This window comes from Faecalibacterium butyricigenerans (assembly GCF_020687345.1).
GTDB classification, from domain to species: domain Bacteria; phylum Bacillota; class Clostridia; order Oscillospirales; family Ruminococcaceae; genus Faecalibacterium; species Faecalibacterium butyricigenerans.
In genome coordinates this window covers 112,830-125,304 of the sequence record NZ_JAJEQL010000001.1, presented here as the reverse complement: position 1 = coordinate 125,304, position 12,475 = coordinate 112,830, and the positions used below count along the sequence as shown (strand labels likewise).

8 protein-coding genes are annotated in these 12,475 nt (G+C 65.5%); all 8 read left to right on the top strand.

Annotation, left to right across the window (positions count from 1 at the left end):
* Positions 1–59: 59 nt before the first annotated feature.
* A complete protein-coding gene (locus LKD23_RS00595; RefSeq protein WP_227619866.1) occupies positions 60–839 on the top strand; it encodes a TrmH family RNA methyltransferase in 780 nt (259 codons plus the stop codon).
* On the top strand, positions 836–1,981 hold the full coding sequence (dprA, locus tag LKD23_RS00590; protein ID WP_227619865.1) for a DNA-processing protein DprA: 1,146 nt from the start codon (positions 836–838) through the stop codon (positions 1,979–1,981). The genes LKD23_RS00595 and dprA overlap by 4 nt, the downstream gene beginning before the upstream one ends.
* A 107-nt stretch (positions 1,982–2,088) precedes the next feature.
* On the top strand, positions 2,089–4,176 hold the full coding sequence (topA, locus tag LKD23_RS00585; protein WP_227619864.1) for a type I DNA topoisomerase: 2,088 nt from the start codon (positions 2,089–2,091) through the stop codon (positions 4,174–4,176).
* Between the two features lie 140 nt (positions 4,177–4,316).
* A complete protein-coding gene (gene trmFO, locus LKD23_RS00580) occupies positions 4,317–5,693 on the top strand; it encodes a methylenetetrahydrofolate--tRNA-(uracil(54)-C(5))-methyltransferase (FADH(2)-oxidizing) TrmFO (RefSeq protein WP_227619863.1) in 1,377 nt (458 codons plus the stop codon).
* A 180-nt stretch (positions 5,694–5,873) separates the two neighbouring features.
* Entirely contained in the window at positions 5,874–6,881 is a 1,008-nt protein-coding gene (plsX, locus tag LKD23_RS00575; protein WP_227619862.1) for a phosphate acyltransferase PlsX, read from the top strand.
* A 24-nt stretch (positions 6,882–6,905) separates the two neighbouring features.
* Positions 6,906–7,580 (top strand): ribonuclease III, encoded by a 675-nt coding sequence (gene rnc / locus LKD23_RS00570; protein ID WP_227619861.1) that lies wholly within the window; start codon positions 6,906–6,908, stop codon positions 7,578–7,580.
* Between the two features lies 1 nt (position 7,581).
* A complete protein-coding gene (smc, locus tag LKD23_RS00565) occupies positions 7,582–11,139 on the top strand; it encodes a chromosome segregation protein SMC (RefSeq protein ID WP_227619860.1) in 3,558 nt (1,185 codons plus the stop codon).
* Between the two features lie 294 nt (positions 11,140–11,433).
* Positions 11,434–12,375 carry a signal recognition particle-docking protein FtsY gene (gene ftsY / locus LKD23_RS00560; protein ID WP_227619859.1) on the top strand — a complete coding sequence of 314 codons (942 nt, stop codon included), beginning with the start codon at positions 11,434–11,436 and terminating at the stop codon, positions 12,373–12,375.
* The last annotated feature ends 100 nt before the right edge of the window (positions 12,376–12,475 follow it).

The following is a 12,475-nucleotide window of genomic DNA, read 5'->3' as shown; positions in this document are numbered from 1 at the left end:
CGCGCGTACTGATACGCGGGCGTCCTTTTTGTATGTTTTGGCAGTAGGAGGAAAGACGGATGGAGAAGATCACCAGCCGGGAAAACGCAAAAGTCAAATACGCCTGCCGTCTGGCGTCCAGCGGGGCGTTCCGCCGCGCCGAGGGCCGCTTTCTGGCCGAGGGGCGGAAGCTCTGCCCCGAGCTTTGCCGGGGCGCAGAGCTGGAGACTCTCTTCTGCACTGAGGCAGCGCTGGAAAAATGCCCGGAGCTTTCCGGCCTGCCGGGGGAGCACTATCTGGTGGAGAACCATGTGGCCGACAAGCTGGCCGATGTGGGCACCCATCAGGGGGTGTTCGGTGTTTTCCGCACGCCGGTGCATACCTTGGAAGAGGTGAAGAGGGGCGGACGCTACCTCGCCCTCGAGCGGGTGCAGGACCCCGGCAATGTGGGCACCCTGCTGCGCTCGGCGGCGGCTTTCGGCTTCGACGGCGTGCTGCTCAGCGACGGCTGTGCCAGCGTTTTCGCCCCCAAGACCCTCCGGGCCTCCATGGGGGCGGCGGTGCGCATCCCGGTCATCGAGGCCGGAAAGATGCCCGAGACCATCGCCCGGCTGCGGGCACTGGGCATTACCTGTCTCGCCGCTGCCCTCTACCAGTCCCAGCCCCTGAGCGCGGCGGCGTCCAGCTGCCCGGACGGCGTCTGCGTCGTCATCGGCAGCGAGGGGCAGGGCCTGACGGATGAGACCATCGCCGCCTGCACCGGCACGGTGCGCATCCCCATGACCGACCGGGTCGAGAGCCTGAATGCAGGCATTGCGGGCAGCATCCTGCTGTGGCACTTCCGGGAGGAGAGCCTGTGAACCGGGCCGGGGAGGGGCAGCTGAGCCTTTTCCCGCCCGAGCCTGCCCCCGACCCGCTCCTGTGCTGGCTCTGGCTGGCGGGGACGCTGGGGGCGGGCAGCCTGCGGGCCGGAGCCGTGCTGGACGCTTTCGGCGGAGCGCAGGAGGCATGGGAGGCCCGGGACACCGATGCCTTCGCCGCCGCTGTCGGCCCTGCCGCCGCCCAGCGGGCCTGTCTGCCCGACAACACGCCGGTGCACTACAGCGCTTTTGCGCGGCGGTGTGCGGCCCGCCGCATCCGCATCCTGACCTATGACGACCCCGACTACCCGCTGGCCTTCTCCCGCATCCCGGATATGCCGCTGGTGCTCTACTGCACCGGCGACCCCCGCTGGCTCAACGAGCCTGCCGCCGTGGGAATGGTGGGGACGAGAAGGCCCACCGAATACGGCCTGCGGGCCGCTGCCGACATCGGGAAGGGCCTCGCCCGGGCGGGGGCCATCATCGTGAGCGGTCTGGCCGACGGGCTGGACAGTGCCGGACACCGGGCGGCGGTGGGGGAGAACTGCCCCACCATCGCGGTGATGGGCGTCCCCATCGACCGCACCTATCCCGCCGCCAACCGGGAGCTGCGCCGGGCCATCGAGCAGAAGGGCTGCGTCATCAGCGAGTACCCGCCCGAGAGCGACGCTGTGGGGACGGTGGGCTTTTTGCAGCGCAACCGCCTCATCGCGGCCCTCTCGGGGGCGCTGGTGGTGCTGGAAGCCAAGGAAAAGAGCGGCACCATGTCCACCGTGGCCCACGCGGAGCGGTACGGCAAGCCGGTGTTCGCGCTGCCGGGAAGCATCTTTTCGCCCGCCTCGGCGGGGACGAACGCCCTTCTGCGGGATGGCCGCGCAAAAGCGGTCTGTACAGCAGAGGATTTATTTGGTACACTGGGGCTGAGCGCTGCAAGGCCGGCCCCGCCGCCCAAGGCTGCGCCCCAGCCTCTGAGCGAGAACGAACGGCTCGTGCTCTCCTGCATGAGCGGCAGAACGCAGGGCATCGAGGAGCTGGGCGTCAGGAGCGGCCTGCCCACGGCGGCACTGCTGGGCGTCCTGATGAGGCTCGAGCTTTCCGGCAGGGTGACCTGCCTGCCGGGCAAACGGTATATTCTGCGCTGAGGACGCGCAATTTAAAGAGAGCAAACCTCTCAGTCCGCCAAGGCCGGGCTTCGCCTCTGCCCGCGCGGCAGCGGCTGATGAGGATCTATATATAGGAGTAAAGTGTAATGGCAAAACTCGTGATCGTGGAGTCGCCTGCCAAGGCGAAGACCATCGGCAAATATCTGGGCAATGACTATGAGGTTACGGCCAGCATGGGCCATATCCGCGACTTGCCCGCCTCCCAGCTGGGCATCGATGTCGAGCATGACTATACGCCGCAGTACATCAGCATCAAGGGCAAGGAAAAGCTCATCAAGGAGCTGAAGAGCAAGGCCAAACACGCCGACGGCGTGATCCTTGCGACCGACCCGGACCGCGAAGGCGAAGCCATCAGCTGGCATCTGGCCAACATCCTCGGCCTTGACCCCCACGCCCCCAACCGCGTGACCTTCGATGAGATCACCAAGAAGGGCGTCAAGGAGGGCATGGCCCACCCCCGCGCCATCGACGAAGACCTCTTCAACGCCCAGCAGGCCCGCCGTGTGCTGGACCGTCTCGTGGGCTACAAGCTCAGCCCCTTCCTCTGGCGGAAGGTGCGCCGGGGCCTGTCGGCGGGCCGTGTCCAGAGCGTAGCCGTCCGCCTTATCGATGACCGCGAGAAGGAGATCGAGGCCTTCAAGCCCGAGGAATACTGGAACGTGGACGCCACGCTGGGCGTGGGCCACAAGAGTTTCACCGCCCGGCTGGCCTCCGACGCCAAGGGCAAAAAGCTCCTGCCCCGCACTGAGGCTGAGGCCCGCGCCATCGAGCAGGGCCTCGAGGGGGCCGAGTACACCGTGACCGAGCTGAAGAAGGGCAAGCGCGCAAAGCAGCCCACCCCGGCCTTCATTACCAGTACGCTGCAGCAGGAGGCCTCCCGCCGGCTGGGCTTCACGGCCACCCGCACCATGCGGGCTGCCCAGACCCTCTACGAAGGCGTGGACATCGCGGGCCACGGCACCATGGGACTCATCACCTATATGCGTACCGACAGCCTCCGCATCTCGGATGAGGCCGTCGCCGCCGCCAAGGAGTATATCGCCGGGGCCTACGGCGAGAGCTACATCTGCCCCTACAAGCGCACTTGGAAGACCAAGAGCGCTACGGCAGCGCAGGACGCCCATGAGGCCATCCGCCCCTCTGTGCCGGGCCTGACCCCTGATGAAGTGGACAAGAGCATCAGCGGCGACACCGCCAAGCTCTACCGGATGATCTGGAGCCGCTTCATGGCCAGCCAGATGGCCGACTGCCAGCAGGACACCGTCTCCGTCACCGTCACCGCCGGGGGCTACCGCTTCAAGGCCAGCGGCTACACCGTCACCTTCGATGGCTTTACCGTTCTCTACGAGGAGGCCACCGACGAGAAGGAGAAGAAGGAGACCAGCCTGCCCCCTCTCGAGGAGGGTCAGGTGCTCAAGCTGCGGGAGCTGAAGAGCGAGCAGAAGTTCACCCAGCCCCCCGCCCGCTATACCGAAGCCACCCTCATCAAGGCGCTGGAAGAGAACGGCATCGGCCGCCCCTCCACCTACGCCCCCATCATCACCACCATCATCGACCGCGGCTATGTGGAGCGGGAGCAGAAGAAGCTCAAGCCCACCCTGCTGGGCCGTGCCGTGGACGGCCTGATGCTGGAGCAGTTCCCCCACATCGTGGACGTGGACTTCTCCGCGGAGATGGAAAAGAACCTTGATAAGGTGGAGAGCGGCAAGGCCGACTGGCACAAGACGGTGGACGACTTCTACAAGGGCTTCGCCGCCAGCCTCGAGCAGGCCGAGAAGAACATGGAGGGCAAGAAGGTCAAGGTGCCCGATGAACCGTCCAGCGAGGTCTGCGACCTCTGCGGACGCCCCATGGTCATCAAGGTGGGCAAGTTCGGCAAGTTCCTTGCCTGCAGCGGCTTCCCCGAGTGCCGGGGCACCAAGCGCCTCGTGAAGGATACCGGCGGCATCTGCCCCAAGTGCGGCAAGGGCCGTATGCTGGAGCGCAAGAGCGCCAAGGGCCGCATCTACTACGGCTGCGAGCGCTACCCCGACTGCGACTTCATGACCTGGGATATGCCGGTACCCACCAAGTGTGAGAAGTGCGGCTCCACCCTCTTCCGCAAAGGCTCCAAGCTCTACTGCGCAAAAGAGGGCTGCGGCTTCGAGATGCCGGTGCCGAAAAAAGGCGATTAAGAGATAAACGGGCTTGCCCTCTCCGTCAGCGCTGACGCGCTGCCACCTCTCCCAAAGGGAGAGGCTTTTGGCTCCCCCTTTGGGGGAGCTGGCGTGAAGCGCCTGAGAGGGCAAGCCCGCTAAAGGATAAGATGATAACAATGAGCAACTATAAAGTTACCGTATTAGGCGCCGGTCTGGCGGGCTGCGAAGCGGCCCTCTGGCTGGCGGGCCGGGGTGTGCAGGTGGAGCTTTACGAGCAGAAGCCCGCACACTTCTCCCCGGCCCACAAGAGCGAGGGTTTCGCGGAGCTGATCTGCTCCAACAGCCTCAAGGCCGAGCGGCTGGACTCCGCCTCCGGCCTGCTGAAGGAGGAGATGCGCCGGATGGGCAGCCAGCTCCTGAATGCCGCCGAGACGGCCCGCGTGGCCGCAGGCGGTGCGCTGGCGGTAGACCGCGACACCTTCAGCGCCGAAGTCACCCGGATGGTGGAGGAATGCCCGGGCATCACCGTCCACCGCGAGCGGGTGGAGCACATTGATGAGAGCGCCCCCGTCCTCGTGGCCACCGGCCCGCTGACCGACGGCGCGCTGGCGGACGAGATCGGACGCCTCACCGGAGATGAGCGCCTCCACTTCTATGACGCCGTGGCTCCCATCGTGACGGCGGAGAGCCTCGACTACGAGAAGGTCTTTGCCGCCTCCCGGTACGACCGGGGCGAGGCCGACTACCTCAACTGCCCCTTCAATAAGGCCGAGTACGAGGCCTTCCACGCCGCGCTGGCCTCTGCCGAGCGCGCTCCCCTCCACGATTTTGATGCAGGGGCAGAGCAGGGCGCACAGCCCGACCCCGACGCCCACGGCAAGAAGGCCGACACCGTCACGGTCTATGAGGGCTGTATGCCCATCGAGATCATGGCGGCGCGGGGCGCGGACACCATGCGGTTCGGCCCGCTGCGCCCGGTGGGCCTCATCGACCCCCGCACGGGCCACCGCCCGTGGGCCAACGTCCAGCTCCGGGCTGAAAATAAGGAGCGGACGCTGTATAATATCGTGGGTTTCCAGACCAACCTGAAATGGGGGGAGCAGAAGCGGGTGTTCAGTATGATCCCCGGCCTCGAGAACGCCGAGTTCGTCCGGTACGGCGTTATGCACCGCAACACCTTCCTCGACGCGCCCCGGGTGCTGAGCACCGGCTTGTACCTCAAGGAGCACCCCAATGTCTTCTTCGCGGGCCAGATCACCGGCTTTGAGGGTTATATGGAGAGCGCGGCCTGCGGCCTGCTGGCGGCCCGCAGCCTCTACGCCCGTCTGGAGGGGAAAGAGCTGCCCGCCCCGCCCATCGATACCATGTGCGGCGCGCTCATCCAGTACCTCACCACCGAGAACAAGCATTTCCAGCCGATGGGCGCGAACATGGGCATCCTGCCCCCGCTGCCCGCCGAGACCCGCCCGCGGGACAAGCGCCTGCGTTACATGGCCGTGGCCGAACGCGCCGTGGCCAGCTTCCAGCAGTGGCTGGATGCGAACAATTTCTGAACAGGCAGCGGGCTTGCCCTCTCAGGAGCGCTCCCATAGAGCGCTGGCCCGGAAGGACCTCTCAGGCGCTTCGCGCCAGCTCCCCTTAAAAGGGGAGCCAAAAGCCTCTCCCTTTGGGAGAGGTGGCATTGCGAAGCAATGACGGAGAGGGCAAGGACGCTGACAGAAAGGATGAAACCTATGAAGATCATCGTGGATATGATGGGCGGCGACAACGCCCCGCTGGCTGTGCTGGAGGGCGCAGCCGCAGCTGTCAAGGAGTATGGCGTCCAGCTCATCGGCGTGGGCGATGAGGCCCTTGTCCGCAAGACTGCTGCGGACAACAACATCCCGCTGGACGGCATCGAGCTGGTCAACTGCACCGAGGTCATCGAGATGTGCGACGAGCCGGCCAGGGCCATCCGCACCAAGAAGGACTCCTCCATCGTCGTGGGCCTGAACCTGCTGAAGGAGGGCAGGGGCGACGCATTCGTCTCGGCCGGCAGCACCGGCGCGCTCCATGTGGGCGCGAGCCTTATCGTCCGCACCCTGCGGGGCATCAAGCGCCCGGCGCTGGCCACCATGGTGCCTGCCAATAATAAGGCCTACCTGCTGCTGGACTGCGGCGCGAATGTGGAGTGCCGCCCCGAGATGCTGGCTGCCTTCGCCGTCATGGGCAGCTGCTATGTGAACAAGGTGGAGGGCCGCACCTCCCCCAGCGTGGCGCTGGCCAACAACGGCGCGGAGGAGAGCAAGGGCACGCCCATGCTCAAGGAGGCCCACCAGCTCCTCAAGACCACCCCGGGCATCCGCTTCGTGGGCAACATCGAGCCGCGGGACGTGCCGAACGGCGACGTGGACGTCGTCGTCTGCGACGGCTTTACCGGCAACGTCATCCTCAAGCTCACCGAGGGCGTGGCCAAGATGCTGCTGGGGATGCTGAAGGAGATGTTCCTGAAAAATCTGGGCGGAAAGCTGGCTTTCCTGCTGCTGAAGAACAGCGTGTCCGGACTCAAGCATCAGATGGACAGCGAGGAGTACGGCGGCGCACCCTTCCTCGGCGCAAAGCAGCCGGTCATCAAGGCCCACGGCTCCTCTAAGGCCAAGGGCATCAAGAACGCCATCCGGCAGGCAAAGATCTGCGTGGAAAACGACCTGTGCGGCACCATGCAGACTGCGCTGGATGAGCTGAATACTGCGAAGGAATAAGGAAATCAAGGGAGTTAAAAAGACATGAGCCATCCGTTGGAAACTATCATTGGCTACAAGTTCAAGCACCCGGAGCTGCTGGAAACGGCGCTCACCCACACCAGCTACGCCAACGAGACCCGCCCGCCGGTCAAGCACAATGAGCGTCTGGAATTTCTGGGCGACAGCGTGCTTCAGATCGTTTCGGCAGACTACCTCTTCCACGCCTACGCTGACCGTCCCGAGGGCGACCTGACCCGCATTCGTGCCAGCCTCGTCAGTGAGGGGGCGCTGTTCCAGTTTGCGCAGGAGATCCATCTGGGCGACTACCTGCGTCTGGGCCGCGGCGAGGAGCGCTGCGGCGGACGCACCCGCCCCAGCGTCGTGTCGGACGCCTTCGAGGCTGTCATTGCTGCCCTCTATCTTGACGGCGGCATGGAGGTGGCCAAGGGCTTCATCCTGCCCTTCATCACCGAGGGCAAGCACGCCGAGGCTGACTACAAGACCCGTCTGCAGGAGATCGTCCAGCAGAACCCCGAAGAGAAACTGAGCTATGTGGTGGAGCAGGAGACCGGCCCCGACCATGACAAGCACTTCGTGGTGGCGGTCCGGTTCAACTCGGACTGCATCGCCCGGGGCGAGGGCCGCAGTAAGAAAATGGCAGAGCAGCACGCTGCCCGGGAGGCCCTGAAGCTGCTGGGCGTCATTAAGGAAAAGTAAAATGGTGTTCAAGGAACTGGAGATCCAAGGCTTCAAGAGCTTTCCGGACAAGGTCCGGATACGGTTCGACGAGGGCGTCACCGGCGTCGTCGGCCCCAACGGCTCGGGCAAGTCGAACCTGTCGGACGCGGTGCGGTGGGTGCTGGGCGAGACCAGCTCCCGCCAGCTTCGCGCTGCCGGCAAGATGGAGGACGTCATCTTTGGCGGTACCCGCCGCCGGGGGGCCATGGGCTTTGCCATGGTGCGTCTGACACTGGACAACAGCGCCCACACGCTGGACATCGACGCTGATGAGGCCGTCATCGGCCGCAAATACTACCGCTCCGGCGAGAGCGAATACACCATCAACGGTCAGGTCTGCCGCCTCAAAGACATCTACGAGCTGCTGCTGGATACCGGCATCGGCCGGGATGGCTACTCCGTCATCGGGCAGGGCCGCATCGCGGAGATCGTCGCCGCAAAGAGCAGCGAGCGCCGCGAGATCTTCGAGGAGGCCTGCGGCATCGCCAAGTACCGCTACCGCAGGAACGAGGCCGAGCGCCGTCTGGCCGCAGCGGCCGAGAACCTCGAGCGTCTGCGGGACATCCTCGGCGAGCTGGAGGCCCGGGTCGGCCCGCTGGAAAAAGAGAGCGAAAAGGCCCAGCGCTTCCTCGAGCTGAGCGCCCGGCGCAAGACGCTGGAAGTTACCCTCTGGACCGACGGCGTCCACCGCGCCCGGGAGGCCGTCCGCCGTCAGGTGCGGGACTATGAGACCGCGCAGGCCGACTATGAGCGGTTCGACCGGGAGGCCAAGGCCGCCGAAGCCGAGGCTGAGAAGATCCGTATGCAGGCACAGCAGCTGACCATCGCCGTCGAGCGCCTGAATGGGGATATTCGCAGCATCACCGAAGAACTGAACGGCAGCGACAGCCGTATCGCCGTGCTGGAAAACGACATCGTCCGCAACGAGGAGAGCGCTGCTGCTTTACAGGCGGACATCGCCGCCGGGGAGCAGGACAGCACCGAGGCCGCCGCCGCGCTGGAACGCCACCGCGCCGTGGCCCGGTCGATGGCGGCAGCAGGGGAGAAACTGGCCGCAGAGCTGGCCGAGCTGGATGCAGAGCTTCTGCGGCTGACCAGTGAGAACAACGCCAGCGGTGCCCGCCGGGACACCCTGCGGGCAGAGGTGGCCGACCTGACTGCCAAGCGCACTGAGGCACAGGTGGCGAAAGCCGCTGCCGAGGCCGCCGCTGAGGCGGCGCAGCAGCAGCTGCCCACCCTCGCCGAGAACGCTGAGGCCCTCGAGGCCCAGCGGGATGAAGCAAAGCAGGACCTCGCCGATACCATCCAGTACCGGAAGCTGCTGGACGAGAACGAAAAGCAGCTGGCCAACGTCAGGGCGGGCCTCAGCCTCAAACTCAAGGGCCGGAAAGCCGCCCTCAGCGAGGCCGATGCCGCTGAGCAGAAGCTGGGCCGGGAGCTGGATGCCGCCCGCCAGCGCCTCGGCGTGCTGAAAGAGCTGGAAAAGAACATGGACGGCTACCAGAACTCGGTCAAGACCGTTATGCGCGCCGCCTCGGCCCGCCGCCTGCGGGGCATCATCGGGCCGGTGTCGTCCATCCTCAGCGTCGAGCCGGGCCGGGAAGTGGCCATCGAGACGGCGCTGGGCGGCGCTTTGCAGAACATTGTGGTGGAGAACGAAGCCGCCGCCAAGGCTGGCATCGCCCTCCTCCGCAGCGAGAATGCGGGCCGTGCCACCTTTCTGCCGCTGGATACCGTCCAGCCCGGCTTTTTCCGGGGAAACCTCTCCGGTTCGGCCCGGCTGGCCTCCACCCTCGTGAAGGCAGACCCCCGCTACGCCAACATCGTGTCGAACCTGCTGGGCCGCATCGTGGTGGTGGACGACATCAACGAAGCCTCCCGGGTGGCCCGGGAGCTGGGCTACCACAACAAGGTGGTGACGCTGGATGGTCAGGTCATCAACGCAGGCGGCAGCTTCACCGGCGGCAGCGTCCAGCGGTCGGCGGGCCTGTTCACCCGCAGGCAGGAGATGGAAGAGCTGCGGGTCAAGGCCGCCAAGCTCCAGAAGGACTGCCTCGCGGCACAGGAGCGCACCGACGAGCTGAAGACGCAGACCGATGCGCTGGCCGCAGAGCTGACCGCCGCCGAGAGCGAGATCATCACTGCCGCCAATGACCGTGTCCGCGCCGAGGCCGAGCAGAAACGGCTTGAGGCGGCTGTGACGCAGTCGGAAGCTGCTCTTGCAGGCCGTCAGGACGAGATGGAGCGGTGGAAGGCCCAGCTGGAAGCCGCCCGCGCCCGGGCCGACGAGGCAGAGAAGCAGGAAGCGGCCTTCGCCGCCGACATCGACGCCCGCACGGCAGAGCTGGAACGCATCGCCGAGGGCGACGACGCCTTCCTTGCCCGGCAGCGGAGCCTCGCCGAGCGGCTGAGTGCCAAGCGGATGGAGCAGCTGGCCCGCCAGAAGGACGCCGAGCTGGCCCGCAGCCAGATCGAGGCGCTGGAAAAGCAGGCCAAGGACGCCGAGAGCCGCCGCGCTGCGCTGGAAGAGAGCCTCACCGCCCTTGCTGCCCGCAGCGGGGCTTGTCAGGAGGAGATCGAAGCCATCCGGCGGGCCAAGGTGGACAGCACCGGACTCATTGCCGAGAAGGAGGCGGAGATCCGTGCCGCCACCGAGAAGCGGCTGCTCTGTCAGAAGAGCGAGACCGAGGCGCTGGCCAAGGGCCGTGCCGCCTCCGACGAGCGGGAAGAGATGGGCCGGGAGATGGCCCGTCTGGCCGAGCGGAAGGCCGCCGCCGAGAGCGAATACGACCAGATGGCCGCAAAGCTCTGGGACGAGTACCAGCTGACCCTCTCGCAGGCCGAGGCGCTCTGTGTGGAGTTCGAGAACATCAACGCCCTCCGGGCACAGGTGGCCGACCTGCGCGGAAAGATCCGCGCACTGGGCAGCGTCAACGTCAGCGCTATCGAGGAGTATCAGGAGGTCAAAGCCCGCTACGATGCCCTCCGGGCACAGGTGGAGGACGTTGAGGGCAGCAAAAACGAGCTGACCCGGATGATAAACGGCCTGTCGAACCAGATGAGGGACATCTTCACCGACAGCTTCCGAGCCATCAACGAGAACTTCGGGCGGGTCTTCACGGAGCTGTTCGGCGGCGGCGAGGCCAGCCTCGTCCTCGAGGACGAGAGCGATGTGCTCGCCTGCGGCATCGGCATCCGGGTGGCCCCGCCGGGCAAGGTCATCAAGAATCTGGAGGCGCTGTCCGGCGGCGAACAGGCGCTGGTGGCCATCAGCATCTACTTCGCCATCCTTGCCGTCAACCCTGCGCCCTTCTGCATCCTCGATGAGATCGAAGCCGCGCTGGACGACGCCAACGTCGTCCGCTTTGCCCAGTATCTCCGCCGGGTGAGCGACAAGACCCAGTTCATCGTCATCACCCACCGCCGCGGCACGATGGAGGCCGCCAATGTCCTCTACGGCGTCACCATGCAGGAGGACGGCGTCTCCAAGCTGCTCAAGCTCGACCTTGAACAGGTTGACGCGGAGATGGTTTCGTAGGTATAATAAAAGTAGCCCTCTCAGGCGCTCCGCGCCAGCTCCCCCAGAGGGGGAGCCATTGTCAGACCGGGAAACTTTGAGCTGGCCGCTGAAAGTCTGATTGGGCATAAAATGCCGGGCCTTGCTACAGAGGTTAGCATCCGTTGACCTTGACAACAGGGCACTACTGTTTCCGATACAAAAAACTTCTCTCGTCCCGCGTGAGCCTGACCGGCACGCCAGAGCCTCTCCCTCTGGGAGAGGTGGCTGCGAAGCAGACGGAGAGGGCAACAAAACATATTAAGGAGAGAACCAATGGGACTCTTTGGATTTGGCAAAAAAGAAAAGGACAAAATGAAGGATGGCCTCGAAAAGACCCGCACGGGCTTTTGGGGCAGCATCATGAACACCCTCACCGGCAGCAAGATCGACGACGACCTTTACGATGAGCTGGAAGAGCAGCTCATCCTCGCCGACGTGGGCGGCGATGTGGCCATCAAGCTGGTGGATGCGCTCCGCGACCGGGTGCAGGAAAAGGGCCTCAAGACCGGCGAACAGGCGGCCGACGCTCTGCGCGGCCTCATCGCCGACGAGATGCGCCCGGAGGCCGAGATGGCGCTGGACGGCCACCCCGCCGTCATCCTCGTCATCGGCGTCAACGGCGTGGGCAAGACCACCAGCATCGCCAAGCTGGCCGACTACTACACCCGTCAGGGCAAAAAGGTCATGCTGGCCGCAGGCGACACCTTCCGCGCCGCCGCCAGCGAGCAGCTGGAGATCTGGGCCGGTCGGGCCGGAGTGCCCATCGTCAAGGCAGGCGAGGGTGCGGACCCTGCCGCTGTCATCTTCGACACCGTGAAGTCCGCCGCCGCCCGGGGCTATGACATGGTCATCGCCGACACCGCAGGCCGTCTGCACAACAAGTCGAACCTGATGAATGAGCTGTCCAAGATCAGCCGGAGCGTCAAGAAGGCCGCGCCCGAGGCCAGTCTCGAGACGCTGCTGGTGCTGGACGCCATCACGGGCCAGAACGCCATCAGTCAGGCCAAGGAATTCTGCAAGGCCGCCGACGCCACCGGCATCATCCTCACCAAGCTCGACGGCACGGCGAAGGGCGGCTGCGTGGTGGCCGTCAAGCAGCGCCTCGGCCTGCCGGTGCGGTTCATCGGCGTGGGCGAGGGCATCGACGACCTCATTCCCTTCACCCCGGAGGGCTTTGTGGAAGAGCTGATTCCCCGCACGGGATGGAAGCATTGAGCCCTCTCCGTCACCTGCGGTGACACCTCTCCCCAAGAGGGGCAACGACGACGACCGCCGCCAGTGGCGGAAACAGGGAGGAGTTGTTGGGGCAGCGGCC

Coding starts and splice junctions, on each gene's coding strand:
- LKD23_RS00595 (WP_227619866.1), top strand. CDS start 60: ATGGAGAAGATCACCAGCCGGGAAAACGCAAAAGTCAAATACGCCTGC.
- rnc (WP_227619861.1), top strand. CDS start 6,906: ATGAGCCATCCGTTGGAAACTATCATTGGCTACAAGTTCAAGCACCCG.
- plsX (WP_227619862.1), top strand. CDS start 5,874: ATGAAGATCATCGTGGATATGATGGGCGGCGACAACGCCCCGCTGGCT.
- smc (WP_227619860.1), top strand. CDS start 7,582: ATGGTGTTCAAGGAACTGGAGATCCAAGGCTTCAAGAGCTTTCCGGAC.
- ftsY (WP_227619859.1), top strand. CDS start 11,434: ATGGGACTCTTTGGATTTGGCAAAAAAGAAAAGGACAAAATGAAGGAT.
- trmFO (WP_227619863.1), top strand. CDS start 4,317: ATGAGCAACTATAAAGTTACCGTATTAGGCGCCGGTCTGGCGGGCTGC.
- topA (WP_227619864.1), top strand. CDS start 2,089: ATGGCAAAACTCGTGATCGTGGAGTCGCCTGCCAAGGCGAAGACCATC.